This is a genomic window from Streptomyces sp. NPDC030245, from assembly GCF_055572995.1.
On the sequence record NZ_JBVICF010000017.1, the window covers coordinates 159,488 to 185,233 of the forward strand.

The window sequence follows — 25,746 nt, forward strand, 5'->3', positions numbered from 1 at the left end:
ACAGCATCGCTGCCGACAAGGCATACAGCAACGGCCCACGCCGCGCATACCTACCGCGCCGCGGCATCCGGCACACCATCCCCGGAGAAGACCGACAGCCAGGCCACCCGCCTGCGCAGAAGCTCACACGACGGACGGCCGACAGGCTTCGACGAAGAGCGGTACAAGAAGCGCAACACCGTTGAACGAGCGATCAACGGGCTGAAGCAGTCCCGGGCCCGTGACCACCCGCTACGACAAGCGCGGCTACATCTAACGAAATCCGCCCCGCGCCCCGTCACCCCCCGCCCACCGGACGCCGATTCCCCCACCCCGGTCGGCCCCCCGCCCCCGTCCCCGACCCGCCCATGCCCTCCCCGGAACAGCTGGCGGCTTTCTTCTCCTGACCTACCCGCGGCGTGGTCCGGCGGGCGATGATCTGCCGGACAACACGAACCTGGGGAGGGCATTCCGTGAACGACCCGACATCGCAATGGTCATCCTGGCGCAGCGGCGAGATCCTCGTCCGAGAGGCCGGCGACATCGCGCCCATACCGTTGGAAATACGAGGGGTGTTCGGCACGACCCTCGCCGCAAACGTGGTCCAGCGCACGGCATCGACACACACGGCGGGATACGGATCCACCCTGTACGGGCGGACCCGTCAGCGCTTCGTACTCCCTGCCGACTTCAATTCCCTCCGGTTGAACCGACGTTCGGGCGACGCCACTTTCACGGGCTTCGGCGGCTGGCGGGTGAGGCGCCTGGCCGATCAGGACATAGAACCCGTCGCCGGTGCGATGTCCGGGGAGGGGCCATGGGTGCTGCGGATCGAGGAGGGCGTCACAAAGCGTCTCCGCATCACCTGGAACAAGGGGGACTACGCGGGCTCACTGACCCTCTTCGGCCCCGAAGCCGGCACTGGCGAAAAACTCTCCACTGCCGATCACACCCACGAAACCATCAAGGTCACCGGCCCCGGCTACCTCCTGCTGAACGCCCAGTACTGGAGCCTCACCACCGACTGACCCCGGACCGGCCGATCACCCCTGACGCAGCCGCATCGTCCACTTGGGCACAGAGCCCCACCGCGATGTGCCACCGTGGGCACCGCTCACTGCGACGAGCCCGGGGTCCGGCACCTCGATCGTGCCGCGGGATGTGGCGCTGCGCTCGATCAGCTTCGCCCGGACGTCGTCCTGGCGGACCGCGCGTATTCATCCCGCGCGATCCGGAGTCACCTTCGCCGACGCGGGATCCGCGCTGTCATTCCCCAGCCGTCCGACCAGGTCGGCCGGCCATCGGCTGCGGCTAGGCCGTGCCGGCGGTCGCCCACCGGCTGCGCAGCGGTGTCGCACAAACGGGCCGCAGCGATAACCCGCTCAGCGATCGACCACCCAGCGCGCGTCCCTCGGCCAGGAACCCGTGCCCACGATGTGCTTCACGAGCCTGAACGCCTCTCGGATGGGGATGGTGTCCTCATCCTGGTACTCGTCGTCCTGCCCGTTGGAGAGAACGAACCCGCCGCTCGACCTCTGAGCCCCGGGGTCCACGGCATGCTCGCCGGGATCGTCCTCTTCTTCGAGCAGCGTCACCATCGCACGCTCGGTGTTCGTGACGAAGGCCAGCGACCGTCCGGACGAACTGGTCAGCCGCGTCTCAAGCTGCCCGCTGTCGATTCTCGACCGGAGGGCCTCCAGAACCACCGTGGACGACACCGCTCTGGCTGCCGGGCCCGTGTCAGTGTCCGGCTTCACAAGGGGGTGGGCACCCCGCGGAGCCGATTGCCGTCCCGCTCACAGCCTGGCATCTGCGACGGCAAGCGGAGCGTGACTAGCTGGCACGAAGCTCGAAGGTGATGCCCATGCCGTCGAGGTCGCTCACGATCCTCCAGTAAACGTCGCTCTCGTAGAAGCTCGCTGCATCGCCGTTCCCCTCAGCGGGGTTGATCTTGTCCATCTCGGGGACGTCGTAGGCCATCGTGTACCCGGCCTCCGTGTCGTTCCACTGGACCCGGACCACCATGTCCGCTGTGCCGATGTCGTAATTGTCGTTCCCGTGGTTCTTCGCGATGTACTCGAACGGGTACGTGAACGTATAGCTGTCGTCCTTCTTGATCGACCGCAGGTAGTCCTGCTCGTTCTCAAAGCCATAGTTGTTCGACTCACTCCACATGGAAGGAGCGTAGTGCCCTGTGGGCGAGGATTTGGCGGGCGGCTTCCTCACCGGACAGGAGCGCCCCGTTGGTGCCGGACGCGCCGAGGTAGTCGCCAACGAGCGGGATGCGGGGGTCTGCCTTGGCCCGGCAGTCCTTGGAGGAGCGGAGATCCGCGGACCCGCTGGGTGGAGTGCAACCGCCAGCAGGCCGCCCACCTCCGCAGCCTGGAACGCTCCACTGACCAACTCGGCGACCGCCCCGCCCCCGTCCTGGACACGATGCGCGCCGTCGAGGCCGCCCTCGTCGACTGCGCCGGCCAGGCCGCCGCCGTCGTACAGCGCCCCCGATGGCCTACGCCCGCGGCGAGGGCCGACCACCGCTCGCGCACTGCTCTGGGTGTGGACGGGTCTGGACGGAGGGCGGGGTAGCCGCGTGAACTTCCCATGAGGCCCGTAGACATCGCCAGCCCGCCGGTACCTTGGGCTCAGCCCGCGCCAAGGCAGTGAGTGCAACAGCGCTCCGACAGAAGGAACTAGCCATGGCGCACGCCCTGGAACCACAAGCAGCAGATGGCCTCTTCATCGCATTCGAAACTCAGCAGCAGGAGCTGCTGGACGAGAGGGCATGTGGACGAAAGGCAGCCGTTCCTCTGCCGGTATGCGGCCAGTGCGGGGAATCACCCGACCTCATCGTCATACATGCTGACGGAGATCGTGTTCTCTTCAACCTCTGCGGCCACGAGTTCACACTCTCTCGCGACGCACTCGTGTACGCGCTTCGTAGCTCTCACTCGGGCTGACCGGCAGCCGATGACGTCAGTTGGCCGGCCGACGTCGAGCACTACGAGAAGCCCGCCCAGTGCGGCGTAGACGATGCAGCACCGCCTCCGCAGGACGGCGTCGGCCACCACCATCGGCCCGGCGCCGTGCTCGTGCACGTCGTCCGGCATCGCGGTCAGCACCTCGTCGGCCGCACGCGTGAGATCCACCAGGCAGGTGCACGGCCGCACGGCGCGGCCGGCCAGCGGGGCCGACGTAGCCGACCGCGACAGCGTCGGTGGTCTCGTTGTGGCGGACCTTCTGCCAGATCCTTGCCGGCCGGTACGGGCTGGTCGCGCGCTTGGCGACGATGCCCTGGATGCCCTGCGCGGGCAGCTGCTCGAACTACACGGGCGCAGTATCGCGGTCGTCGGTCGCGGGCAAGGCCTGGAGCGGCGGCTGCACTCCGTCAAGGACGTCGAGCAGGGCTGCTCGCCGCTCGACGTACGGGCGGGGACGCAGGGCCCTGGCCGTCGAGCATGAGGCAGTCGAAGGCGACGAAGCTGGCGGGGTGGTGGTGGAGGTCCCGGCCCAGTGGTTGCCGCCGCTGCCCGCCGCGCATTGCCGCTACGTCTCGAAGTGGGTGCCCTCCAAGCTGCGTTGGGATCTTGTAGTGAACCCGGCCGAGCTCGACGCCATCGCCGTCTACGCCTCCGGCACGGTGTCTTCGGCAGTTACTCGGCGTATGGCTACTGGCCCTCCGCAGCCGTGACGGGAGGCTTGGTGCTGCCGCCGCCCTTCTCCATCATTCGCCGGTCACGCCTGCTCTCCCATCGCGGGGGTCGCTGCTGTCGACATAGACGACCAGCGTCTGTTCCGGTTGTTCGGCCAAGTGAAAAGCGGTGTACGCGTAATAGACTGCTCCCCGTTGCGGGTGTCGTAGCCGTTTGCGACCGCTGTGTCGGGCCTGGACCTCGTACTGCGGCCACCAGTCCCGCACTTCAGGGCTGCCTTCGTTCAGGTCCTGGATCAGTCGGGTGTACCGCGGGTCGTCGGAATGACGTGCCGCTAGTGTCCGAAGCCGGCCGAGCAGGCCGCGTGCTTCGGGTTCCCAGTCGACCAGGATGTCCCGGGCCACCGGTTCGAGGAACACCCAGCGGGCGAAGTTGGCGGGCCGGTCCGCCTCGGTGATGAGTCTCGGGAACAGTTCGTGGGCTGCCTGGTTGTGGCTGAGGACGTCGTAGTTGCCGCCGATGATGTACGCCGGGTTCGGCTGGAGCAACAGGGGGACGGCACACGCCTCGGCCGTGAGCGGCTCGTGTTCCTCGGTTTCGACCGGGGACGCGTGACCGGCGAGCCGGAGAAGATGATCGCGCTCGTGCCGGTCGAGCCGCAGCGCCGCGGCGAGGGCGTAGAGCACCTGTTCGGAGGCGCGGATCTTTCGTCCCTGTTCGAGGTACGTGTACCAAGTGGCGCTGATCCCGGCCAGCAGCGCCAGTTCCTCTCGGCGAAGTCCCGGAGTCCGACGGCGGCCGGTCTGGGGCAGGCCCACCTGTTCAGGGGTCAGGCGCTCTCTCCGGCTGCGCAGGAACGCACTCAGCTGACGGCGTTGGTCCGGCTGCGTGGGCATGGCGGATGGCATCAGCCCAGAATACTCAGTTCCAGAATAAACACGGTCTGGATACCAGGCTAAGTCTCTCGGAGACTGGTGTGCGAGCACGGGCCGCGGCATGACCGACGGCCTCAAACGGTTACATCGGCACCCGGCCGTCCGGTCCGCAATGGCTCTGGACGACGCTCGTTCAAGCCTGCTGCCGCTCGGCAGTCCGGCCACGGCCCGGTGCCGAAGATGGAGAGGGCAACTCATGTCCGGAATCAAGGGCAAAGTGGTGGCGATCACGGGAGCGAGCAGTGGTATCGGCGAGGCGACCGCGCTGCTGCTCGCCGAACGCGGCGCGCGACTTGTCCTCGGCGCGCGCAGGTCCGAACGTCTGGCGGAACTGGTGGCCCGGATCGAGAAGGCAGGTGGCACGGCCGTGCAGATCCGCACCGACGTCACCCGGCGGGAGGACCTGCGGGCTTGGTCGCGCTGGCCCGTGAGCGCTTCGGCCAACTCGACGTCCTCGTCAGCAACGCCGGAGTCGGCACCATCTCGCCTCTCGACGATCTGCGCGTCGAGGAGTGGGACCACATGGTCGACGTCAACGTGAAGGGTGTGCTGCACGGGATCGGCGCCGCGCTGCCGGTCTTCCGGGCGCAGGGCACCGGCCACTTCATCACCGTCGCCTCCACGGCCGCGTTTCGCATCGTGCCGACCATGGCCGTCTACGCCGGCACCAAGTTCGCGGTCCGGGCCATCTGCGAAGGACTGCGCCAGGAAGCCGGAGACTCCTTGCGGGTGACCACCGTCTCACCTGGTCCGACTGCGACCGACTTCGCCGAGGCGTCAACCAACAGCCAGGGTCAGAGCAGAGATCACGAAGATGCGGGACGATCTCGCGATACCGCCCGACGCGATCGCTCGGGCCATCGCTTTCGCGATCGAACAGCCCGCCACGGTCGACGTGAACGACATCGTCGTCCGACCCACCGCCCAGAGCTGACCTCCCCCCCGCGGGATGGGTGGCATGCCTGAGTGGGAACGACGGGCGCAGGCGCGCCCTGCAATCCGGTCGACGCAGGTCGGCGGAGCTCGTACTCTCTCGAGGTGCCCCTACCCCGAGACATCGATTCCTGGCAACAGGTGGAGTCCCGCCAGGACTTCGTCGCCTACCTTCACATGCTGTCGGCCGACTGCGAGACCGCGTGTGCCGTGCTGCAAGATCCCCGTACATCTGCGGCGCAGCGTTGGACCAATCAGTCCGTCGACGGATTCCTCTGGGCCTGGGTCCGGCTTCTGGAAACCCGGCTCGACGGTAGCGACCTGCTGCACGAACAGGTTCCCGGCCGACCCGGATGGCAGGGTCTGGCCTACCAGTTGGACCGCGTTCGCACTTCCCCTCCCGGACCGGCCTCGGCTCCCGCCGACTTGGTCACCGCGTGGGAGAAAGTGGACAGCGCACACGACCTGCGGCTGTATATCGCTGCGCTCGCCACCGACTTCGCTCGCGACCAGCGGGAATACGAGGCCAAGCGCAGGCGTGGCGAATGGGCGGGTGACGGAGGCAGTTGGGCACATGGCCTCTTGTACAACGTGCTCGATGCCTGGGCCGCCTGGCTGGACAGCACGAGACTCCGCGCCGAACTCGATCCAGTCACCTGGCGGTCAGTTGCTCTGCAACTCTCGGCAGCGCAAATCTATGAGTAGCCCCTCTGACAGCCGGGCCAAGGCGGCCTGGCTGTTGTCACGCGACGGGCTCGCCGGGATGCTGGGTGACCAGACCAAGGCATGTGGGGGTCTCAGCCGTCTCAACCGGACACGTTGACCTCGTGATCGACGGCCCAGGCCCAGTACTCAGCCACCGTCCGGACCGCGCCCTCCTCACCTGGGACCCCTCCGAACCGGATCGGAGCGGTGAGGCTGGTGAAGGGCCTCGGGCTGGTCTCCAGCAGAACGGCGTGTGTGCGGTGGTCCGGCACGCGGCCCGTCGCGAAGACGTAGGAGTTGCCTGGCGAGAGTGACGTGGCTCCCTGCTCGTTGCTGACGGTGACCGTGCCGTGCAGGTCGCCCTTGAACCTCCGCTCGACACGAACTTCGTAGAGGTCGGAGAGGATGCCGGCGATGTCGCGCTGTCCGGTACGGTCCACGACCGTGCCGGCGAACACATCGTCGGCGGTACCGGCGACCTGCCTGGCGTCCCGCACGTCGTACAGCGTCACTGCCTCGCCCGCACTCGTCGTCTGCGCCTCACCCGTGGTGCGGTGGATGCCCCATGCGGTGCCGGCCAGGACGGTCAGTGCCGCTGCGGCGAGCGCGAACCGACGCTGAAGGGAGTTCATGGTTCTGCCTCTCAGCCCCACAGCGCGTGGTAGTTCCTGCGGTCCCGCGCAGTGGGGGCGCCGTTGGAGGGCATGTCGAACGTGTTCGGAGCCATCAGTGAGCGGTATGTCGTCGGGTTCTTATGACAGAAACCCAGAGCGTGTCCCAGCTCGTGCGCGGCGATCATGCGACGCGATGCGCGGTCCCCGTAACGCTTCCCTGGCCCGAGGTACGCCTTGTTGAGCTTCAGGAGGTCGGTGCCGCGAATCCCCTTCCAACGTCCCAGGACGCCCTTCCACGGCGGACGGGTTGCGGTCACATCCGACCATTCCAGATCAGCGACCCGGCCGAGGTCATCCGCAGGGAACTTCACCCGATCGAGACCCCGTTGCGACCACACCCGGTGAGCGTGACGGCGGGCATCGTCGAACACGGACTCGTCCTCCCACGCGATCTCACCACCGTCCACCGACGAGCGGCCCCGTGAATCCTTCTGGCCGTGCATACATGCCGCCGGGGTCGCCTGGGCCACCTGGGCCGCTGAGGCGGGTGAGGAGGTCAGAGACAGGGCGAACAGCGTCGCCAAGAGCAGTACGCTGCTCGGCTTCCGGGGATGTCGCGCAGCGTGACGCGGATCTTCAGCGCCACCTGGTTGCGTTCGGAGGGGCACTACGAGGCTGGGCCGAGGACGCACATGTCTCCATTCGTGAGGGGCTGGTTCTCGCGCAGGACATCGCAGAGGCCCGCCGAGACGTGCTCGCGCTGTGATGTGCCTGTGCTCGCCGGAGGCTCGCGTGCCTCCGGCGAGGGGAGCCGGCCCGGCGCGTCGGCTATCAGGCCTGCTACCAGGCCTTGTGCTACCAGGCCTTGTGCCAGTAAAGCGAATTCATGGCGGCACGGACGGGTGCGGCGCCGGTGGCGTCCTCGGTCCACTCCGTGCTGGGGGCGTTGTTGTACTTCATGTTGTAGTAGCCGTCGGTCACCCGATGCAGGAACTCGTGGCGGATGATCGAGGGCCGCGTGTAGATCACCTTGTGGGCGGCGGGCATGCCGGTGGCCGACTCGTCGGAGACGACGCGGTCGGATTCGGCGCCGAACAGGGTCCAGTCGGTGCCGTGGGCGCCTTGCGGGTGCCCGTTGAGCGATTCGAGCCACGGCGAGCTGGGGCGCATCAGCGCGCACTGGACGTATTCGGTGAAGACGCCGCCGCACAGCGTGGCCAGCCGGGAGCCGGTGTGCGGCGTACCCAAGGTGGCGACGTCTTCGACGTACAGATATGGCGGGAAGTCCGGGTTGCCGTTGCTGACCTCACTCAGCGCGGCCCGGATGATCAGCCCGCCCATCGAGTGGGCCATCACGTCCACCGACTCGCCGTTGGAGGAGTACTTGCTGTAGATCTTCCACGCCAGGTCCTGGGCGATGACGCCCAGGTGTGTGTCGCGGTCGCCGTAGCGTGGCTTGGGCGGGGTCGGCGGCCAGACGGGTGGGCTGCTGGGCCGGTCCTGGTTGAAGGACCAGTTGCAGCCCCTGTCCGACTGGTAGTAGCCGTAGGTCAGGAGATCGCCCTTCCAACCCCAGTTCTTCATGGCGGTCTTGGCGCTCCGCCACCAGTTCTCGCAGTCGTAGCCATTGGGCATCGGGCCGCCCAGCAGGGGCTCCTCGTAGTAGCCGTGGATCATGATGACGGGTTCGTCGACGCTGTCGTCGCGCTGCGGCGCGGCTGCCGCCGCCAGCGAGGCCGGCACCAGCAGCAACGCGAAGCCGACGACTGTGGCGATCAGGGCGGCCAGGGTGGACCGAACGGCTCCAACGCGGCTTCTGCTGTCGGGTGAGCGTCGCATGGTCGATAAGCGCATGTCTTGCTCCCGTGACTCGTTGGCATCGGACCAGCCGGTCCGATGCCAACGCAGGCTAGGGATGAGTCGTACGCGGCGAATCGACTCCTGGGTGGACCGTCGTCTACCGCGTACGGTTGAAGGTCATTCGCTGTCAACCAGAGGTGTAGAGACAGGGGCGGCGCCCGAGGGCCCCTCAGGTCGTCATCAGCGCCGTCAGGGCGCGGTCCATTGCGGCGTCGAACTCTTCGGGCGTCAGCGGCAGTCGGGACTTGACGTCCCGACTCCACTGGTCGGCGAGGACCTCGGCGGAACCGGCCTCGACACCGTCTAGCGCCGCGTCGGCCAGGTCCGGCGGAGCGATCTTCGCCACGGGCCAGCCCGCGGCCATGTCCGTGTCGGCGAGGCCGAGGTGTACCGCTGTGACGAGCGTGCCCTGCTCGGCGAGCTCCAGGCGGACGCCGTTGGTCATGGCCCAGGCGGCGGCCTTGGTCAGGTGATAGGCATTGGCGCCCCTGCCCCCGAACCACGACATGGCGGAGAGGACGTTGACGACCGCGCCCCCGCCGTTCCTCGCGAGCGTCGGCGCGAACTCCCGGACCATCGTCAGGTGCCCGAACATGTTGGTCTCCAGCTCGTGCCGCACCGCGTCCAGAGAACCGGTCACCAGGTCGGTCCCCGTACTGATCCCCGCGTTGTTGATGAGGAGCGAGACGTCCGGGGCGGCCTCGGCGGCGGCCCTCACGGCGGCGGGATCGGCGATGTCCAGGGGCAGCACCTCGGCCCCGGGCAGGTCCACGGTCTCCGGTCGGCGGGCCGTCGCGTAGACCTTGCGGGCGCCCCGCTCCAACAGGCGCTGGGCGAAGGCGCGGCCCAGGCCGCGGTTCGCTCCGGTGACAAGGGCGACGGAGTTGTTGATGTCCATGGCCGGTACGCTAAAACCTGACGCCAGCGTCAGAGGCAAGTGCTGGTCTCGGCGCCAGAGGTGAGAGGAACCACCATGACCGTCACAGCGGCCGCGGCCGCAGCCGAGCGATCGATCCGCATCGGCGAGGTGGCACGAGGTGCCGGCGTCTCGGTGCGCGCCGTGCGCTACTACGAGCAGCAAGGGCTGCTCACCGCGGAGCGCAGCCCGTCCGGCCAGCGCCTGTACCGGCAGGACGCCATCGCCCGGGTCCGCTTCTTCCAGCAGATGTTCGCCGCCGGCCTCACCAGCCGAAGGATCACCGAACTCCTGCCGTGCTGGGACTCCGGGCACACTGACGCCGAGCAGCGAGCCATGCTGCGAGCCGAGCGCGAGCGCATCCAGTCCAAGATCGACGACCTGCGGGTCGCCCTGGACCACCTCGACGAGGTCATCGCGATCACGGACACGCACCCGTAGGCGCGGCCGGTCAGACATCCAGCCGTGGACGCGGGGCTTCACCCGTGGATTCCGCGTCGGTGCCATCGGTGCCATCGGTGCCGACCGGACCGCCGGGAAGCATCCGGTCCAGCCACTTCGGCAACCACCAGTTGGCCCGGCCGAGGAGCGTCATGGTCGCCGGTACCAGCACCATGCGTACGACCGTGGCGTCGATGAGGATCGCGGTGGCCAGGCCGAGCCCGAACATTTTGGTGGAGGGGTCATCGGTGACGGCGAAGGACAGGAAGACCGCCACCATGATGAGGGCGGCCGAGGTGATGATCCGGGCGGTGCGCGAGACGCCCTCGACGATCGCCGTGGCGTTGTCGCCGGTGCGCAGGTACTCCTCACGTACGCGGGAGAGGAGGAACACCTCGTAGTCCATCGACAGGCCGAACAGGATGGCGAAGAGGAACATCGGGATGAACGACACGATCGGAACCGTCGCTTCCAGCCCGATGAGTGCGCTTCCCCAGCCCCACTGGAAGACCGCGACCATGATGCCGTAGGCCGCGCCGATGCTCAGCAGGTTCAGCAGTACCGCCTTGAGCGGTACGAGTATCGAGCGGAAGACCAACATCAGCAGCAGGAACGACATCGCCAGCACGGCGGTGACGAACAACGGCAGGCGTTGGCTGGTGCGTTGGCCCACATCGGACAGGCTCGCGGCGGCGCCGCCGACGTGGGCCCTGGCCGGGCCGTGCCCGAGCGCCGTGGGCAGCACGTCGGTGCGCAGCCGGGCGATGGTGTCGGCCGTCGCCTTGTCCTGAGGGCTGGTGGTCGGGAACACCACGAGGGTCGCGATGCCGGTGGCCCGATCGATGTGCGTCGGCGCGACGGACGCGATGCCCGGATCCGCCGCGACCGCCCCGACGAACCGGTCAAGCACTCCCGGATCACCGGCGGGGTCCGCGGCGATGACGAGGGGACCGTTGGTGCCCGGGCCGAACCCCTCGGCGACGAGGTCGTAGGCCCGGCGCTCTGTACGGCTGTGGGGCAGTGAGCCGTCGTCGGGCAGGCCGACGCGCAGGCCGAGCACGGGCAGCATCGCGGTCAGCAGCAGCCCCGCCGCGCCGACCGCGTACGGCACCGGGTGCCGGCTGACGTGCCCGATCCAGCGACGCCACCCGGCGGCTTGGGCGGCGCCTGCCACCGGGCCCCGCCGCCGTGCGAGTCGGCCGCCCGGTTTCCTGGTCCGCAGCGCCCGCCCGATCCGACCGATCCGGCCGATCCGCCCGGCCCGGGCCAGGCGTATTCCTGCGGCGCCGAGGAAGGCTGGCAGCAGCGTCACCGACGCGACCACCATGATCAGAACGACGATCGAGACGGCCAGCCCGCCCACCGTCATGAACGGAACGTTCGCGACCGCCAGGCCGAGGATCGATACGACGACGGTGCCGCCGGCGAAGACCACCGGCCGCCCCGCCGTGGCCACCGCCCGTCCGGCCGCCTCGCGCGGATCGAGCCCGCGCGCGAGGTACTCCCGGTGCCTGGCGAGCACGAACAGCGCGTAGTCGATGCCCACTCCGAGCCCGACCATGCTGCCCAGGACCGGTGCGAAGGTGGGGACGTCCGTGATCCCCGCCAGTACCGTCATCGTGGCGACCCCGATGGTCAGTCCGAAGACCGCCATGCCGATCGGCAGCGCGGCGGCGACGAGCGAACCGAACGCCAGGAACAGGATCGCGGCCGCGGCGAGGAGGCCGATCAGCTCGCCCGCGCCGCCGTCGGAGCCGGAGAAGGCGTAGAAGAGGCTCCCGCCCATCTCGATGCGCAGGGGCAGTTCGGCGCGCAGCCGGTCGCCGAGACCGACGAGGGCGTCGAGGTCTTCGGCCGACAGCAGGCTCTGGTCGGGATACTGCACCCGTACGACCGCGATCCGCCCGTCGGCCGAGACGAGGCTGCCACGCACGGCGGTGTCCCCGCCCGCGTCGAGCGCCCCCGCCGGGTCGCTCGTGCCGAGCACGTGTGGCAGCTCTTCCACCTCGGTCTGCAACTGCCTGAGAGCGGTCCGCGCGCTGCCACGGTCGAAGAACGTCGCAGCGCCGTCGAGGGGGGTGACGACCACTTGGGCGGTCATCCCCTCCTGGCCGGTGCCGGCCCGCTCGATCAGTTCCGCGGCCCGCTGGGAGTCCAGTCCCGGAGCGGTCATCGCATCCGCGTTCCGCCCGCCGAAGGCGACGGCGGCGAGGACGGCTAGCGCGGCGGCGACCAGCCATGCCGCGATCACCCGCCAGGGATGGCGGGCGGCGCTTGCGCCCACGCGCAACAGGGCTTTCGAGAGCATCGGGTCCTCCAACCGCCTCGTCGGCCGTCCTTGTACGGCCGCCGATGCGCAAGGCTCGTCGCTGCGGCGCACTGCGGCATCGGCCCGCGGGCCGCGGATCCGTCGGCCCCAAGTCGGAGTGCGTCCCCGTCCTTTCGGCCGATGCGCGGCACGGCGCCTTCCCTACGCTGAGAACCGTGCTGCGAGACGACCTGCGAAACCTGTGGACCGAACCCCGGCCGCCCGACGCGCCCGCCCGGGTGTGGCGGGACTGGGCGCTGCTCGCCGCGGGCCTGGGCGGTGTGGCGCTGGAGGCCACCCTGCGCGAGAGCGTCGTGTGGCGGCCGGTGGCGGTGGTGTTGACCGTATGGCTGTGCCTGCTGCCCCTGTGGCGCCGGACGCGCCCGCTGGCGATGGTCATGCTGGCGTTCGGTTCGGTGCTGCTGCTCCCGGTGGTCTCGCTCGTCGCCGCGTCGCGCGAGCCTGTCGGCCTGGACACCGGCGTGGTCGTGCTCGTGCTGGTGTACGCGCTGCTCCGGTGGGGATCGGGACGCGAGATCGTGCTGGGCGGCGCGGTGATCCTCGCGGTCGGCGCGCTGTGTGTCGTCACGTACGAGAGCCCGGTCGTCGAGAAGGTCGTGGGCTTCGTCTTCCTGCTGCTGCCCGGCGTGGTCGGGGCTGCCGTGCGGTTCTGGATGACCGCTCGCGACCGGCAGTTGGAGCAGGTGCGTTCCCGCGAGCGCGAGCAGCTCGCCCGGGAACTGCACGACACGGTGGCCCACCACGTGTCGGCCATGGTGATCACCGCCCAGGCGGGCCGGGTGCTCGCGGGCACCGACCCGTCCGCCGCCGTCGAGGCGCTGGAGGAGGTCGAGGAGGAAGGGGCGCGCACGCTGGAGGAGATGCGCGCCATGGTCGCCGCGCTGCGCGACCGCGGGGTCGGCGCCGAACTGGCGCCCCCTGCCGGAGTCGCGGATCTGGAGCGTCTGGTGCGCACCCCGGGTGGTCGTCTCAGGGCCGACCTGGGGCTCGACGGCGAACTGGACGCGCTGCCCCCGGCCGTGGACGCGGCCGTCTACCGGATCGTGCAGGAGTCGGTGACCAACGCGCTGCGCCATGCGGTCGACGCGACCGAGCTCGTCGTCCGGGTCGCCGCGGAACGGCACACGGTACGGGTGAGCGTGCGCGACAACGGCCGGCGCACCGGCCAGGGCCGCGACGGATACGGACTCACCGGACTGCGCGAGCGCGCGACCCTGCTCGGCGGCACACTACGAGCCGGCCCGGGTACCGACCGTGGCTGGCATGTCGAAGCCGAACTGCCGAGAGCGAGGAGCGAGAGCGGTGTCCATTCGCGTCCTCGTCGCTGACGACCAGACGATCATCCGCACCGGGTTGCGGATCATGCTGAACGCCCAGCCCGGCATCGAGGTGGTCGGCGAGGCCGCCGACGGGCGGGAAGCGGTACGACTGGCACGCGAACTACGCCCCGACGTCTGCCTGTTCGACATCCGCATGCCCGAACTCGACGGGCTCGAGGCCACCCGGCTGCTCGCAGGACCGGGCGTCGCCGACCCGCTGGTCGTGGTCGTCATCACCACGTTCGACCTCGACGAGTACGTCTACGGCGCACTGCGTGCGGGCGCCCGCGGATTCCTCCTCAAGGACACGGGACCGGACCTTCTGGCGCAGGCCGTACGGTCGGCGTCCGACGGTGAGGCGCTCATCGCGCCCAGTGTCACCGTCCGTCTGCTCCAGGCATTCGCGGACCTGCCCGCCGGCCGGCCCGCGGCCCAGCCGGTCACCCCGGTCACCGCTCGCGAGGAGCAGGTGCTCCTCGCCGTCGCCCGCGGGCTGACCAACACCGAGATCGCCGACGCACTGCACATCAGCCTCAGCACGGTGAAGACGCATCTGGCCAGCCTGATGGCCAAACTCGGCGCCCGCAACCGGGTCGAGATCGCGATGTGGGCCTACGAAACGCGCCGCATTCTCCCCGGAACCTGAGCGGGGTGCCGGGCCTCTGGCCATGTCCCATGGGTGCTTGACGTCAAAGACCTCACCAGGACCACCCGGTGGCCGCCATGCGACGTGCGCCCTAGCTCGGGCGGATTGCAGCCTCGATATGGGCGAGGTGGGCAGCGAGGATCTCTTCGAACGCGGCACCGCGATCCACCCCCAGGGGCCGGACGTCGCGGGCGAAGTGGGCCAGGGCGGGGAAGTGTTCGGGGTCGGCGCCGAGAACCGTGACGCGGAACAGCTCCATGCCTTGTTCGTACTCTTCCGAACTGATGGTGTTGACTCCGGCCTCGGAGGCGATCAGCGCGGCGATGAGGACCGCCAGCCGGTGGTAGCGCGCCGGGATCTCCTCGTCGGGCAGTCCCGAAGTGCGCAGGGCCTGGAGCACCTCTTCCACGACCAGTCGGGAACCGGCGCCGCCTGATGCGTAACGTCCCCAGACCGCGGCGAGCTGGGGCTGCCGGCCGAACGCCTCCCTCATGCGCAGGGCCAGAGCGGTGATGCGCTGCTTCCAATCACCCTCGGGGCGATAGCCGTCCATGGCTGCCAGGAGGATCCGGTCGGCGACCGCGCGCAACAGTTCTGTCTTGCTGCGGAAGTGTCGGTAGAGGCTGGAGGAATCGGTCCCGAGCGTCGCGGCGAGCTTGCGCACGCTGAACGACTCTGCGTCGCTCGTGCGCAGCAACTGCACTGCCACATCCAGAATTTCCTCGGTCGACCAACGCTTTCGACCTGCCATTTCGCCCCTCTCGTCATGCGCAGTCTAGCTTATGCACTTGGCATTGCACGCACCGCGTGCATACTGAGGACATGAGCGTGCCGAGCGACCCGGCAGCAGACGGGCCGACGTGCCACGCGTGCCCTGTCACCCGGGTCGGGCAACCGATGCGGAGCTCACCCCGGGGAACACGAAAGGACGCATGACGTGCAGAACTCACTGGATTTCGCGGCGCTGAACGCAGCCATCGAAGACGTCCACCGCGCCGGGATGCCGGGCCTGTTCGCCGAGGTGCGAGACGGTGACCAGATCTGGCGCGGTGCCGTCGGAGTCGCCGATGTCGCCACCGGCCGTCCCGTCACCGCCGACATGCGGCACCGGGTCGGCAGCATCACCAAGACCTTCACCGCCGCAGCGGTCCTGCAGCAGGTCGAGAGCGGTCAGATCGGTCTCGACGCACCGATCGGCCAGTACCTTCCCAAGCTGGTTCCCGGGGAACGCGGTGACGCCATCACGGTCCGGATGCTGATCAACCACACCAGCGGCCTCGCCGAATACCTCCCGTACGCCTACCCCTCCCTGAAGGCGTTCCCCATTGCCGCGGAGACCGGGCCGCGGAGCCTGGACGACCACCGGCATACGCGGTTCGACCCCGTCGAACTGATCGAGATGGGGGTCACCGCACCTGCCGTCGGCGCCCCGGGCGGCACTCCGGGGGTCTACTCCAACACCAACTACCTGCTCCTCGCTCAACTCCTCGAAGAGGTGAGCGGCATATCGGCCGAGCTGTGCATCACCCGGAACGTCATCGAAAAGGCCGGACTCCAGGACACCGGATTTCCCACCGGTCCGTGCGTCGAAGGCCCGCACTCGCGCCTCTACGAGGCATGGTTCGGCATGATCGACCCACCGCGCGACTACAGCGTCTTCGACATGTCGTACGCGGGACCGTCGGCCTCGCTGATATCGACCGTCACCGACCTCAATCGCTTCTTCGGCATGCTGCTGGCCGAAGAGATCATCAGCCCGTCGTCGCTCGCGCAGATGCAACGCACTGTCCCGGTCATCTCCCAGGAGAGAAAGACGATCGACTACGGCCTCGGCCTGTATCCGATGGAGGAGCCTGGACAGGGCACCCAGGGCATCTTCTGGGGCCATGGCGGCACGGTCTGGGGTGGCGGAGCGCTGGCCATGACCCGTGCCGACGGCAAGCGACAGATGGCCCTCGCGGTGAACCTGCAGAGGTGGAACAGGTTCGACTCCTCCGGCCGGCCACAGCCCCACCCCATCGATGACGCGCTTGCGGCCCTGTACCGCGTGGCGATGTACGGCTGACCGGGGGCTCTACACGTTCGCCTGGCATGACCTGCTGTCCGTCAGTCCGTCAGTCCGGCAGCCAGTCCAGCTCCTGCGCCAGGGTTTTGGCGACGGCACGGACGCGGTGGTGCAGCGGCGACTGCTCGCGCGGGAGGACCAAGTGGATCTGGATCGTCGGGCTGGACGCGCCCCGCAGCGGTCGCCAGGTGAGACCGGCCGGTTGTGCCGTGGCCGCGGCTTCCCCGGCCGGGGCGAGGGTGACCCCGTCGCGCAGGTCGCGCTGAGACATGTCGAAAGAGACGGCGGGCGTGCGGAATTGGGGGTGTGGTCGGACGTCTCGGAACAGCTCGGTCAGCTGATCATGGATCACGGGGTTGGCCGCACGGTCCGGAAGTCGCAGCGGATACGCGGCCGCGTCGGCGATCTCGACCTCCGGTTGCTCGGCCAGCGGATGGTGCTGCGCCAACTGCACCCCGACGCGCATACGCCGCAGCAGAAACCGGCGCACGCCACTGCCTGGCTGTTCACCGCGGGTGATCCCGGCATCGATGCGGCCGTCGGCGACCGCGGGGGAGATCTCCGGTGTCGCCATCGGGACGGCGCCGACCTCGAGTCCGCTGTTGCCGCGCATCAGCCTGTCCACCAGGGCCGGTACCGTCTCGACCCCGGTGCTGAGGCTGTATCCGATGCGCAGCGTGCCCAGTTCACCGGCCGCCGCGCTCCGGGCGGAGTCCCATGCCCGGTCCAGCGCCGCCAGCGCGGGCGGCGCGGACTCCGCCAAAGCCGCACCGGCCGTGGTCAGTACGACGCTGCGCGTGTTGCGGATCAACAAGGCCGTACCGAGTTCCGCCTCCAATCGGCGCATCCGGGCGCTGAGGGCGGGCTGCGCGATACCGATCCGTGCGGCCGCGCGCGTGAAGTTCAACTCCTGCGCCAGCACCAGGAAGTAACGCAGGCTCACCGTATCCGGCGCCACATGCCCTCCCCGCCGATTGATAACGATCCGTTCTGAGCCTAGCTCGCACTGGTCTTTCCCTCGACCGCAGATCAAGCCCTAACCTTCGCCTAATGTCAGGCCGAGCACAGGAGGTTTCCATGTCCAAGGGTTACTGGGTCAGTGTCTACCCCGCCATTTCCGACCCTGAGACGCTGACTGCCTACGACAAGCTGGCCGGCCCGGCTGTCCAGGCTGGGGGCGGTCGCGTCCTGTCCCGGATCCCGTCCAGTGGCGGTCGAGTCGTCGCCCGCGAGGCCGGAATCACGCAACGCGTCGTTCTCATCGAGTTCGACAGCTTTGAACAGGCCGTCGCGGCATACGAGAGCGAGGCGTACCAGAAGGCGCTGGTGGCCCTTCCCGACGGTGTCCAGCGTGACTTCCGCATCATTGACGGCATCGACTGACCGGCACCACATGTCGGTCTGACGGCGGGCGGAGGACACGAGTGTCGGTGGGTGAGTCGTGGGAGAAGATCGAACGCTGGCTGGACCAGTACGCTTCGCAAGAACGGCCTCTGCCAGGGCCGTGCGTCCGTTCGGAGTTGGACGGCCTCTACAGCACGCTCGGCGTGCGGCTGCCCGAGGATGTCGAGCGATCGTTGTTACGGCACAACGGGTCGGGGCTCACCGACGTCATTCCGTCCAAGTACGCGCTCTACAGCGTCAATCAGATCGCTGAGGAGCATCTCGGAACGCTCAAGTACAAGCTGAAGAACGATCACTACGGCTGGGGCGACAGCCGTTTGATCGTGCCGATCGGCGCGTTGGGCGAGATGCAGCTCGTCGTCGACACCCGGACGGGGCGTCTCGGCTCGTGGGACATCGAGGAGACCGGCTACCGCTGGTTCGAAGGTCCGGGGTGGGCATCCCTGTCGGCCGCGCTCGAAGTCACGGGAAACGCGCTGGCATCGCCGCCCCCGTGGATCGCGGTCATGGGTGACGCTGATGAGTGGCGGGCCATCGATCTGGACACCGATTTCCCGGGAACACTGGTCTGGGTCGACGTGAGAGGTTAGGCAGGCCGTCCTCACTCCAGCGGGGCGCTGACGTACGTACGTAACTGCTTACCGGGCGCGGAACGGGGGACCGAGAGGTCGGAGGCCGGGTACACAGACCTCCGGCGTACCCGGCCGCGGGTGATCAGCTGTCTTTCAAGATTCCTTATCGGTCCCGGGGTTTCCTGTGTCAGAATCCCGGCGGGGGTGGACGGTGGGGAGTCAACAAATGGACGAGTGCGAGCGGTTGGACGCCATCTCGCGCTGGGGCGCCAGGGGCGGAATCGCTGCGGGCGTCGTCGGCGCGGCGGTGTTCAGCTGGTTGATGGCGGGTGGGTTCCTGTCCGGGACCGGCGCCGCCGACGCGGCTCCGCGCGACCTGTGCTCCCTGATCGCGACCGAAGACGCGAGCAGAATTGTTCCGCTGCCCCGCACGGCACACCAGACCGACCCGCGGCACGAGGTGCGCAACGAGGCCGAGTGCAAGATCACGAGCGGTAAGACGTGGGCCGAGGACGGTGGCCGATACGGCCGACTGCACATCAGCCTCATCCGCCACGGCAATACCCGCCAGGACGACGGTTGGGGCGAAGCTCGCGAGACCTACGACTGGGCCAAGGAGCACGACAGTGGCGACGGCTCAACGCCGCGCGACATTCCCGGCCTCGGCGAGAAGGCGTACGCCGAGGCCCGCTCCGAGTCCGCCTCCAGCGGTAGGCCGGGACGCCGGGCCGAGGCCGAGCTGACCGTTCTCCTCGGCAAGGACGTCCTCACCGTCGAGTACGTCGCTCAGCCGAGCACGCCCGAGCGCGCACGCGAGGTCGCCTTCGCGCTGTCGGCAACAGTGCTGGGGGGACTGTGAGCAGACAAAACCGTACCCGCACGGCTCTGTTGACAGCGCTGTCGCTCGTGCTGACCGTCCTGGTCACCGGCGCGGTAAGCGTCTGGTCCCACCGCGATGAGGAGTCCGACCGCCGCGCACGGGTCGACCAGCTGCGTCCGTCCCCGACGGCCCCCCTCCCGGACCCGTTCGTCACCGACCCGCGACGGTGACCACCCGGGGTGCCCACCTAGGGCGCTTATCCGGGAAGGCTGACGTACGCCGTCGGCCCACCGCCGTCCGGTGGCCACGACCCGCGCATTGTTCGTCGCCTTCCTGCTCGGCGGGTCCTTGCGGTGACCGGTCAGGTGGTGGCCATCGTCGCGAGCGACCGGCGCCTCATGGAGCGCTTCGGTACGGACGTCATGGGCGCGGTGTGCGTGTGGGGTGCGAGGGCCGGCCCCAGTGACGACACTTGTCAGGCGGCTCGTTGGCGGGGAAGGACCGGCACGGTGCCGGCACGGCTGAGGATCAGGGCGAGTTCGGCCTGGAGCCGGTCGAACGAGTGATACAGGTCGAGTCCCGTGAGCTCCTGGATGGAACGCAGCCGGTAGGCGAGGGTGTGCCGGTGGATGTACAGGCTCCGGGCCGCGGCGGTGGAGCTGAGATTGTGGGAGAGGTAGGCGGCCAGGGTGTCCAGCAGGTACCGGTGGCGGTCGCTGGTGTGCAGCGGGCCCAGACAAGCGGTGACGAACGCGTCCCGGTCCTTGGCCGTCAGGTCGAGCATGGCGATCAGGGGCAGCGCGTGCTCGGAGGTGAGCGACCGCCGGTAGTGGCGGGCGATCACGGCGCCGAGAGCGGCGCGGCGCGCGGCACCGGCGGTGTCACCGTTCTCGACGGGGACGAGTACGTACGGGGCGAGCGCCGCGGGCGCGCCCGGCGGGTGGTGGGTGAAGACGGTCACCTGGTTGTCCGCCACGACGATCGAAGCGTCGGGGTTGACCGCCCGAAACCGCCGCAGGGCCTCCTTGATGCCGTGCTTGGGCCGGATGGCTGCCAGGCACCACTTCGGCGGGGCGGCCGGAACGGGGGAGTCGGAGTGGGCGGGCGCACCGTGCTGTGGACGGGGTTCGGTCTCCTGTCGGCGCTGCTCGCGCACGACCGCCGCGCTCGCGGCGCGCAGCGCGTGCAGGGCCGTTGCGGTCACCTCCGTCACGAGTGCCGCCCGGCGCGGGGACTGCGACGAGGGGCCCACGAAGGCGCTGTTGAGCACTGCGACGCAGACGTGGTGCAGGACGAGGCTGTCCTCCATGGAGAGGCCTGCCGCGGCGTGCGCGGCCGCCCGCGCCCTGAACGCCGCGTGCAGCAGGGGAGCGGGCACCTCTTGGGCGAAGACGGAGAGCCACAGGGAGATGTCGTCGGCGACGGTCGTGACGGACACGGAGCCGACGGTGCGCCGTGTCGACTCTTCCCATGCCTGCCGAGTGAGGAGCGCGGCGTGATGCCGGCGCAGGTAGCGGGCGGTGTGGGACAGCATGGGGGCGGCAGCTGTCGTTTCGGAGGGCTGGCCTGAGTCGGCAGGACGGTGCACGGTCGCTCCTTGAGGGGGGATCTGCCCGTACGGGCAATTACCGATACTCGCCAGCATGAAATTGCTCAACGGTGTCCAGCAACCGACAAAGTGCACAAAGACTCAGCAGCTTCCCGTCCCGGTTTGTGCAGGGTGCTGTAGGACGTGAATTCCGTGCCGCCATGGCCAATTCATGCGAGGGTCGCATTCCGGCGGGCGGCGGGTAAGTGGAAGCAGGTGTGAATTTCTCCCGCGCTGATAGGTTGCCCTCCATGACTGGACTCGGACCCGTCGCCTGGCCACCTGCCCCGATACGGACCGAACGGCTCGTGCTCCGCGAGTCCGAGGCCCGGGACCGTGCGGCATTCCTCGACCTCTTCGTCTCGCCAGAGGTGGGCACCTACATCGGTGGCCCTCGACCGCGTGATGAGCTCGAACACGCGATGCCTGAGGTGCCCGGACGGCGCCCTGGTTTTTTCGTGGTCGATCTCGACGGAGCGATGATCGGCATGGTCACGTTCGACCCTCGTGGCGCCGAGCATCCGGGTCATGTTCGTCCGGAAGCCGGCGAAGCCTCACTCGGCTACATGTTCCTGCCGGAGACGTGGGGACGCGGGTACGCCGCCGAGGCGTGCGCAGCGGCACTCGACTGGTTCGCCGATGCGCATCCCGGTGAGCCGGTGGTGCTCTGCACCCAGACCGCCAACGACCGCGCGAGGCGCCTCGCGGCGAAGCTGGGGTTCACCGAGGTGAAACGGTTCGAGGAGTACGGCGCCGAGCAGTGGTTCGGCGTGTGGTCCTCGGTCACACCATCCGGTTGAGCTGAGCAGCTTCGGCTGAGTCAACGAGCGGACCGGAGGAAGATGCCGGCGATACGGAGTCCGGCCAGGTGAATGGTGCCTCGACGGCGGCGCCGTAGCCAGGTCCGCGCTGGTCCGCCGGGCCCTCTGTACGCTCCCCGTACCGCGGGTGCGTCGCGTCACCGCTCCCGCCGGACCCCGAGCATCAGCGTCCACCACGTACCGCTCGACGAGATCACGACGCCGACGCCGACATCGCGGTAGGCGCAGGTGAGGAGAGCGCGGCGGTGGGGTGGGCTCTGCATCCAGGCGGTGACGGTCTGCTGCGCGGTGCGTTGGCCGAAGGCGATGTTCTCGCCGAGCCGGGACAGCCGATAGCCGACGGCGTGAGCCCGGTCGCCGGGCAGTGAACCACCGGCGCCGCGATGGGAGAAGACACCTGTGCGGGCCATTCGGCCGCTGTGACGTTGCGCCGCCTTCCGCAGCGCCCGGCTGGGGCGCAGCGGTTGGCATGAGGCGTCCGCCCGGTGTTCGTTGACCAGGGAGTGGATGCGGGTCCGTTCGTGCCTCGCTGACGCATCGTCGGCGTTGGCGGGGGCGGCTGTCAGCGGAAGGCACAGCAGCGCCGCGAGGGCCCATGCGACGGCCGGCGCACGGCGTCGTACGGTGGCACGGTTTGGGAGGCGGGCCCAAGTGCCGCGTGCTACCCGGGTGCCGCGCAGCAACCGCGTACCACGCAATGGTGGCCGTCGCCTCGGCGACGGTCGGCCCAGGGGGCGACTGTTCATCTTCACTCTCCTTGCGAAGGCCTCCGGTGCACGCCACGCGCGCGCTCACCGGAGGCCGTTTTTTTGGGGGTGCTCACCCGCGCCTGTGGGCCACGGCCGGCGCTGTGCTCACCTGCGGAGCCAAGGGGCGGGCCCGCGGCGTCAGTCGCAGCTCTTCGGGTTGCCGTCCTTGTCCTTGATGACGAAGGTCGACCGGCCGCTCTCGCCGGCGATCTCCCACGTCACCGACGGGAATTCGCAGACCTTCAGGTCCGCGCTCGTGCCCACCTCGGTACGCAGCTCGACCGACTCACCGGCGTCGAGGTCCAGGTCGACGCCGGAGCAGTGCGACACGGTCGCGTCTTTGGAGTCCTCGGTGCACTGCGCCTCGTTGGTCCGGCCGTCCTTGTCCCAGTAGACGACGTTGTGGCCCCAGCGCACGCCGGCCGGACCGAGCTTGAGGGTGACGTCCTTCTTCCCGATGTGGGTGCTGCCGGTGTTGGTGACCTTCACCCGCGGCACGGCGTTGCGCCCGGCGACCGTCCACACGTTCGCCACGTCGGCGATCTCCAGGCCGGCGTGGGGGTCGTCCGGCTTGCCGCCACCACCGACGGGCTCGCCGATTTTGGACACGCGCCACACGTCGCCCGCGTCGTTGCCCAGGTAGAAGTTGCCGTTGCGGTCCATCGTCACGGCGCTGAAGTACCCCGCCTTCATGCCGGTGGCCACCTTCTCGGGCTTCGTGCTGCCGGCGGCGAGGCGGTACAGGTCGCCGTCGTTGACGTAGAAGAAGTTGCCCACACCGTCCCGGACGAGCCCGTAGGGGCCGCCGGTGCCGAGGTCGGCGACCTTCTGGGGCTGGTAGCCCGACTTGTCGATGCGCTGCTTCCACAGTGCGTCGTCATGGATGACGTAGACCGAGTCACCTTCGACCACCAGCGCCCTCCTGGTGGGCAGGTCCCTGACCACCGTCTGAGGCTTGGGGTTCTCCGCCGAGAGATCCAGCTTCTGGATCTGCGAGCGGACTGCGATGTAGAGAGTGTTGTCCTTGAGCGCCAGGCCGTCGACGTTCGTGTCGTCGAAGCCGGTGGAGGCGATGGTCCTGGGCTGAGGGTTCTCCGCGTCGAGCGACAGCTTCCTGATGTCGGAGGCCCCGTCACCGAAGTAGAGCGTGCGGCTGTCCTCGTCGAAGGCCACCGCCGTGACCCACCCGAGGTCCTTGGCCAGTTGGCGGATGCCGTCGGAGGCGATCTCCCAGAGGACGCCGTTGTGGTCGACGGAGTACACGCGGCCCTGGGAGTCGGCCACCGCGGCGTACGTACCGCCCTGCATCTTCGCCAGGTTGACGCACGTGGTCTTGTCCTGGGTCGGGCATTCGATGACCGTGCGGCCCTTCTCGGCGGCGCTCGTCCCCGACGCCGACGCCAGGGCGGTTCCGGCCACCGCCGCCACGGCCAGCGCGGCGGTGGCGAGCCGGGCGGCCCGGCGGTTGTTGCGGCGACCGCGCCGCGTCTCCGGGCGGTCCTGTTCCTTCATCATGTGCTTCCCTTTCCGTGCCGGTCCGCGCCCGGCGGGGCTGACCCCCGCACGAAGCGTCCGCGGCCGCGCACAAGGAGGGCATGCGCTGTGCGCACCACGCATAAGCCGTATCAGGGCCGTTGTTGGACGAACGGGCCATAAGGCCGCCTGGTGTCGTACATCGCAACGGTCCCGGGCCACCTGGTGTCGTACACCTCGACGGCCCCGGCGGTCCGGCCGAACTCCGTGTGCACCAGGCGTGTTTGACGGCGCAGCTCCGCGTGGAGGCCCGTATCGATGAAGGCGTAGCCTTGCTCCACCAGTTCTCGGGTGACCAGCACGTAGTCCGTGCCGGGGAGACGGGAGGACTTGTAGTGGGTCCGGCCGTTGTTCCAGTCCGGCGGACGGGCCTCGGGGACAAGCACGGCCAGGGTGTCGTCAGTGGCGCGTACGGTCTCGTCACTGACGACCTGGCTGTCGATCCAGGAGATCGTCCGCCGCAGCGCGTCGTCGTGCCGCTCGTGGGTGCGGTTCCAGACGACCGCGTCGGCACAGAGGGCGGTGGCGGTCAGCAGGAAGACCGCGCCGAGGCAGACCGCGCGCCGGTGTCCGGCACGGGGCACGCGCTGCCGCCACGAGGGCGGTCTGGGCAGAAGCATGTCGGCTTTGGGCAGGAGCATGTCGGCGGCCACAGCGAGCGCGAGCGTGCAGACGAGCAGCGGCGGATAGAACATCTGCTCCTCGACCGTGCCGAGTACGGCGGCGTACAGCAGCGACGGCAGCGAACAGGCGGCCCACACCGTGACCACGGTCCGCCCGGGACGGCCGGTGAACAGGCGCGGACGGTTCAGCCGCTGCCGCACGAGCCAGCAGGTGGCGCAGAGACCGAGGCCGAGCAGGGCGTAGGAGACTCCGAGGTCGCCGAGGCGTTCGTGCAGCCGGTCCGGCAGCGCGGCGGTGTTGTCCGGGCTGCCGAACCCGGTGACCCTGTCCACTCCCGCCGCCCGCCGCAGCCCGCTGAGCCGTTGCGCACGCCAGTCCGCCCAGTGGCCGGCCGCGAAGGTCGCAGCGAGGTAGGCGCCATAGCCTCCGGCTGCCACCGCCGCCGCGGTCAGGTGCATCCGGCGCTCGGCACCGCGCGAGACGACGGCGAGCACGACGACGGGCAGGAGCGTCGTCGTCACGTACCAGTCCTTGGTGGTGAGGGAGACGGCGAACAAGAGCCCGGCCGCGTACCCGGCGGCCCGCCGCCCACGGCGTCTCCCGGCCGCGCGGGTCAGGATCAGCATGCCCAGACCGGCCGCCGCCATCGTCTGGCACTCCAGGAACACGCGGCTGTCGAACCGGCCGAGGAACGGGTCGAGCGCCAGCAGCAACCCCGTGGCCCAGGCGACGGCCGGGCGTACGGTACGCAGCAGCAGCACGGTGAGCGCGGTGACCGACAGGGCCCCGGTGACGGCGATGACCGGCCGCAGGGCCAACACCGCGTCCGCCAGGTCGTGCGGGCCGTGCGTGGCGCTCAGGACCGCTGCCAGGAGGGCGAACAGGGCGGGCGGGTGCAGCCCGAAGTACCCGCCCTCGAAGGTCAGTCCCTCGCCTGCGGCCAGGTTCCGGCTGACTGCGACGTAGTAGCACTCATCCACATGGATGTCGTACGCGTGTCGCACCGCCGTGAGCCGCAGGGCGAGCGCGCAGGCGAAGAACGCGCCCAGTGCCGTCGCGAGCAGGACGCGCCGACGGGTGCAGGCTGCGCGCAGCCGGTGAGTGAGGGCGGGTAGGAGGTGGCAAGCGTGGGGTGGCGGACCGTCCTCCTGTCGGGGCGCCTGACCGTCCTCCTGAGGGAAATCGGCAGGGTTGTGGTTCACGGGATGCGCTTCCTTTCACGGAGGTTCGAAGAAGCCCGCGG

At 69.1% G+C, this 25,746-nt stretch carries 26 protein-coding genes and 2 pseudogenes; 13 read left to right on the forward strand and 15 right to left on the reverse strand.

Annotation, left to right across the window (positions count from 1 at the left end; genetic code table 11):
- Positions 1–452: 452 nt before the first annotated feature.
- Together ACZ4Z4_RS35760 and ACZ4Z4_RS35765 are read left to right on the forward strand one after the other, a co-directional pair.
- Positions 453–1,007, forward strand: a complete 555-nt coding sequence (locus ACZ4Z4_RS35760; RefSeq protein ID WP_468337098.1) for a hypothetical protein — start codon at positions 453–455, stop codon at positions 1,005–1,007.
- A gap of 153 nt (positions 1,008–1,160) precedes the next feature.
- Positions 1,161–1,329 (forward strand): annotated as a pseudogene (locus tag ACZ4Z4_RS35765) (IS5/IS1182 family transposase); the annotation flags it as partial.
- Between the two features lie 32 nt (positions 1,330–1,361).
- Here the strand turns inward: ACZ4Z4_RS35765 and ACZ4Z4_RS35770 are convergent.
- Together ACZ4Z4_RS35770 and ACZ4Z4_RS35775 are read right to left on the reverse strand one after the other, a co-directional pair.
- Entirely contained in the window at positions 1,362–1,736 is a 375-nt protein-coding gene (locus tag ACZ4Z4_RS35770; protein WP_468337101.1) for a hypothetical protein, read from the reverse strand.
- Between the two features lie 76 nt (positions 1,737–1,812).
- Positions 1,813–2,154, reverse strand: coding sequence for a hypothetical protein (locus ACZ4Z4_RS35775; RefSeq protein ID WP_468337104.1), 342 nt, complete (start codon positions 2,152–2,154; stop codon positions 1,813–1,815).
- Positions 2,155–2,322: 168 nt separating this feature from the next.
- On the opposite strand from ACZ4Z4_RS35775, the gene ACZ4Z4_RS35780 reads away from it, so the two are divergent.
- Entirely contained in the window at positions 2,323–2,565 is a 243-nt protein-coding gene (locus ACZ4Z4_RS35780) for a hypothetical protein (protein WP_468337107.1), read from the forward strand.
- Between the two features lie 248 nt (positions 2,566–2,813).
- On the opposite strand, the gene ACZ4Z4_RS35785 is transcribed toward ACZ4Z4_RS35780, so the two are convergent.
- Together ACZ4Z4_RS35785 and ACZ4Z4_RS35790 are read right to left on the reverse strand one after the other, a co-directional pair.
- Entirely contained in the window at positions 2,814–3,125 is a 312-nt protein-coding gene (locus tag ACZ4Z4_RS35785) for a hypothetical protein (protein WP_468337110.1), read from the reverse strand.
- Positions 3,126–3,700: 575 nt separating this feature from the next.
- Entirely contained in the window at positions 3,701–4,525 is an 825-nt protein-coding gene (locus ACZ4Z4_RS35790) for a helix-turn-helix transcriptional regulator (RefSeq protein ID WP_468337113.1), read from the reverse strand.
- Between the two features lie 235 nt (positions 4,526–4,760).
- Here ACZ4Z4_RS35790 and ACZ4Z4_RS35795 point away from each other — a divergent pair.
- Together ACZ4Z4_RS35795 and ACZ4Z4_RS35800 are read left to right on the forward strand one after the other, a co-directional pair.
- A pseudogene (locus ACZ4Z4_RS35795) lies at positions 4,761–5,498 on the forward strand (SDR family oxidoreductase).
- Between the two features lie 104 nt (positions 5,499–5,602).
- Entirely contained in the window at positions 5,603–6,202 is a 600-nt protein-coding gene (locus tag ACZ4Z4_RS35800; protein WP_468337115.1) for a hypothetical protein, read from the forward strand.
- A 101-nt stretch (positions 6,203–6,303) separates the two neighbouring features.
- On the opposite strand, the gene ACZ4Z4_RS35805 is transcribed toward ACZ4Z4_RS35800, so the two are convergent.
- From ACZ4Z4_RS35805 to ACZ4Z4_RS35820, 4 genes are all read right to left on the reverse strand, one after another.
- Positions 6,304–6,834, reverse strand: a complete 531-nt coding sequence (locus ACZ4Z4_RS35805; protein ID WP_468337118.1) for a hypothetical protein — start codon at positions 6,832–6,834, stop codon at positions 6,304–6,306.
- An 11-nt stretch (positions 6,835–6,845) separates the two neighbouring features.
- On the reverse strand, positions 6,846–7,400 hold the full coding sequence (locus tag ACZ4Z4_RS35810) for a hypothetical protein (protein ID WP_468337121.1): 555 nt from the start codon (positions 7,398–7,400) through the stop codon (positions 6,846–6,848).
- 271 nt (positions 7,401–7,671) lie between these two features.
- The gene (locus ACZ4Z4_RS35815; RefSeq protein WP_468337124.1) at positions 7,672–8,655 is read right to left on the reverse strand and encodes an esterase/lipase family protein; all 984 of its coding nucleotides are present in this window, start codon (positions 8,653–8,655) and stop codon (positions 7,672–7,674) included.
- Positions 8,656–8,845: 190 nt separating this feature from the next.
- Positions 8,846–9,574: an SDR family oxidoreductase gene (locus tag ACZ4Z4_RS35820; RefSeq protein ID WP_468337127.1), complete on the reverse strand. Its 729-nt coding sequence runs from the start codon at positions 9,572–9,574 to the stop codon at positions 8,846–8,848.
- Between the two features lie 75 nt (positions 9,575–9,649).
- Here ACZ4Z4_RS35820 and ACZ4Z4_RS35825 point away from each other — a divergent pair, with 75 nt between their 5' ends.
- Entirely contained in the window at positions 9,650–10,033 is a 384-nt protein-coding gene (locus ACZ4Z4_RS35825) for a MerR family transcriptional regulator (protein ID WP_468337130.1), read from the forward strand.
- Between the two features lie 10 nt (positions 10,034–10,043).
- On the opposite strand, the gene ACZ4Z4_RS35830 is transcribed toward ACZ4Z4_RS35825, so the two are convergent.
- A complete protein-coding gene (locus ACZ4Z4_RS35830; protein ID WP_468337133.1) occupies positions 10,044–12,341 on the reverse strand; it encodes an MMPL family transporter in 2,298 nt (765 codons plus the stop codon).
- Positions 12,342–12,517: 176 nt separating this feature from the next.
- On the opposite strand from ACZ4Z4_RS35830, the gene ACZ4Z4_RS35835 reads away from it, so the two are divergent.
- Both ACZ4Z4_RS35835 and ACZ4Z4_RS35840 read left to right on the forward strand, forming a co-directional pair.
- Entirely contained in the window at positions 12,518–13,690 is a 1,173-nt protein-coding gene (locus ACZ4Z4_RS35835) for a sensor histidine kinase (RefSeq protein WP_468337136.1), read from the forward strand.
- Positions 13,665–14,327, forward strand: coding sequence for a response regulator (locus ACZ4Z4_RS35840; protein ID WP_468337139.1), 663 nt, complete (start codon positions 13,665–13,667; stop codon positions 14,325–14,327). The genes ACZ4Z4_RS35835 and ACZ4Z4_RS35840 overlap by 26 nt, the downstream gene beginning before the upstream one ends.
- A gap of 91 nt (positions 14,328–14,418) precedes the next feature.
- Here the strand turns inward: ACZ4Z4_RS35840 and ACZ4Z4_RS35845 are convergent, their stop codons facing one another.
- Positions 14,419–15,078 carry a TetR/AcrR family transcriptional regulator gene (locus ACZ4Z4_RS35845; RefSeq protein ID WP_468337142.1) on the reverse strand — a complete coding sequence of 220 codons (660 nt, stop codon included), beginning with the start codon at positions 15,076–15,078 and terminating at the stop codon, positions 14,419–14,421.
- Positions 15,079–15,264: 186 nt separating this feature from the next.
- On the opposite strand from ACZ4Z4_RS35845, the gene ACZ4Z4_RS35850 reads away from it, so the two are divergent.
- Positions 15,265–16,392: a serine hydrolase domain-containing protein gene (locus ACZ4Z4_RS35850; RefSeq protein ID WP_468337145.1), complete on the forward strand. Its 1,128-nt coding sequence runs from the start codon at positions 15,265–15,267 to the stop codon at positions 16,390–16,392.
- Between the two features lie 49 nt (positions 16,393–16,441).
- Here the strand turns inward: ACZ4Z4_RS35850 and ACZ4Z4_RS35855 are convergent, their stop codons facing one another.
- On the reverse strand, positions 16,442–17,350 hold the full coding sequence (locus ACZ4Z4_RS35855) for a LysR family transcriptional regulator (RefSeq protein ID WP_468337148.1): 909 nt from the start codon (positions 17,348–17,350) through the stop codon (positions 16,442–16,444).
- Between the two features lie 119 nt (positions 17,351–17,469).
- Here ACZ4Z4_RS35855 and ACZ4Z4_RS35860 point away from each other — a divergent pair, with 119 nt between their 5' ends.
- The 3 genes from ACZ4Z4_RS35860 to ACZ4Z4_RS35870 all read left to right on the forward strand — a co-directional run bounded on the left by ACZ4Z4_RS35860 (position 17,470) and on the right by ACZ4Z4_RS35870 (position 19,227).
- A complete protein-coding gene (locus ACZ4Z4_RS35860) occupies positions 17,470–17,775 on the forward strand; it encodes a DUF1330 domain-containing protein (RefSeq protein WP_468337151.1) in 306 nt (101 codons plus the stop codon).
- Positions 17,776–17,816: 41 nt separating this feature from the next.
- Complete coding sequence (locus ACZ4Z4_RS35865) at positions 17,817–18,386, forward strand: SMI1/KNR4 family protein (RefSeq protein WP_468337153.1); 570 nt, start codon at positions 17,817–17,819, stop codon at positions 18,384–18,386.
- A 208-nt stretch (positions 18,387–18,594) separates the two neighbouring features.
- Positions 18,595–19,227 (forward strand): hypothetical protein, encoded by a 633-nt coding sequence (locus ACZ4Z4_RS35870; RefSeq protein ID WP_468337155.1) that lies wholly within the window; start codon positions 18,595–18,597, stop codon positions 19,225–19,227.
- Positions 19,228–19,663: 436 nt separating this feature from the next.
- On the opposite strand, the gene ACZ4Z4_RS35875 is transcribed toward ACZ4Z4_RS35870, so the two are convergent.
- The gene (locus tag ACZ4Z4_RS35875) at positions 19,664–20,626 is read right to left on the reverse strand and encodes a PucR family transcriptional regulator (RefSeq protein WP_468337158.1); all 963 of its coding nucleotides are present in this window, start codon (positions 20,624–20,626) and stop codon (positions 19,664–19,666) included.
- Between the two features lie 401 nt (positions 20,627–21,027).
- Between ACZ4Z4_RS35875 and ACZ4Z4_RS35880 the strand changes: the two genes are divergently transcribed.
- Complete coding sequence (locus ACZ4Z4_RS35880; RefSeq protein ID WP_468337212.1) at positions 21,028–21,576, forward strand: GNAT family N-acetyltransferase; 549 nt, start codon at positions 21,028–21,030, stop codon at positions 21,574–21,576.
- Positions 21,577–21,734: 158 nt separating this feature from the next.
- On the opposite strand, the gene ACZ4Z4_RS35885 is transcribed toward ACZ4Z4_RS35880, so the two are convergent.
- The 3 genes from ACZ4Z4_RS35885 to ACZ4Z4_RS35895 all read right to left on the reverse strand — a co-directional run bounded on the left by ACZ4Z4_RS35885 (position 21,735) and on the right by ACZ4Z4_RS35895 (position 25,705).
- Positions 21,735–22,343 carry a CAP domain-containing protein gene (locus ACZ4Z4_RS35885; RefSeq protein WP_468337161.1) on the reverse strand — a complete coding sequence of 203 codons (609 nt, stop codon included), beginning with the start codon at positions 22,341–22,343 and terminating at the stop codon, positions 21,735–21,737.
- Positions 22,344–22,484: 141 nt separating this feature from the next.
- Positions 22,485–23,861, reverse strand: a complete 1,377-nt coding sequence (locus ACZ4Z4_RS35890; protein WP_468337164.1) for an SMP-30/gluconolactonase/LRE family protein — start codon at positions 23,859–23,861, stop codon at positions 22,485–22,487.
- 110 nt (positions 23,862–23,971) lie between these two features.
- The gene (locus ACZ4Z4_RS35895; RefSeq protein ID WP_468337167.1) at positions 23,972–25,705 is read right to left on the reverse strand and encodes a hypothetical protein; all 1,734 of its coding nucleotides are present in this window, start codon (positions 25,703–25,705) and stop codon (positions 23,972–23,974) included.
- Between the last annotated feature and the right edge of the window lie 41 nt (positions 25,706–25,746).

Bases quoted from the DNA above. Each gene is read 5' to 3' on its own strand.
- ACZ4Z4_RS35820 (WP_468337127.1), bottom strand. From the start codon at position 9,574: ATGGACATCAACAACTCCGTCGCCCTTGTCACCGGAGCGAACCGCGGC.
- ACZ4Z4_RS35805 (WP_468337118.1), bottom strand. From the start codon at position 6,834: ATGAACTCCCTTCAGCGTCGGTTCGCGCTCGCCGCAGCGGCACTGACC.
- ACZ4Z4_RS35775 (WP_468337104.1), bottom strand. From the start codon at position 2,154: ATGTGGAGTGAGTCGAACAACTATGGCTTTGAGAACGAGCAGGACTAC.
- ACZ4Z4_RS35825 (WP_468337130.1), top strand. From the start codon at position 9,650: ATGACCGTCACAGCGGCCGCGGCCGCAGCCGAGCGATCGATCCGCATC.
- ACZ4Z4_RS35860 (WP_468337151.1), top strand. From the start codon at position 17,470: ATGTCCAAGGGTTACTGGGTCAGTGTCTACCCCGCCATTTCCGACCCT.
- ACZ4Z4_RS35890 (WP_468337164.1), bottom strand. From the start codon at position 23,861: ATGATGAAGGAACAGGACCGCCCGGAGACGCGGCGCGGTCGCCGCAAC.
- ACZ4Z4_RS35790 (WP_468337113.1), bottom strand. From the start codon at position 4,525: ATGCCCACGCAGCCGGACCAACGCCGTCAGCTGAGTGCGTTCCTGCGC.
- ACZ4Z4_RS35815 (WP_468337124.1), bottom strand. From the start codon at position 8,655: ATGCGACGCTCACCCGACAGCAGAAGCCGCGTTGGAGCCGTTCGGTCC.
- ACZ4Z4_RS35880 (WP_468337212.1), top strand. From the start codon at position 21,028: ATGACTGGACTCGGACCCGTCGCCTGGCCACCTGCCCCGATACGGACC.
- ACZ4Z4_RS35845 (WP_468337142.1), bottom strand. From the start codon at position 15,078: ATGGCAGGTCGAAAGCGTTGGTCGACCGAGGAAATTCTGGATGTGGCA.
- ACZ4Z4_RS35830 (WP_468337133.1), bottom strand. From the start codon at position 12,341: ATGCTCTCGAAAGCCCTGTTGCGCGTGGGCGCAAGCGCCGCCCGCCAT.
- ACZ4Z4_RS35885 (WP_468337161.1), bottom strand. From the start codon at position 22,343: ATGAACAGTCGCCCCCTGGGCCGACCGTCGCCGAGGCGACGGCCACCA.
- ACZ4Z4_RS35870 (WP_468337155.1), top strand. From the start codon at position 18,595: ATGGACGAGTGCGAGCGGTTGGACGCCATCTCGCGCTGGGGCGCCAGG.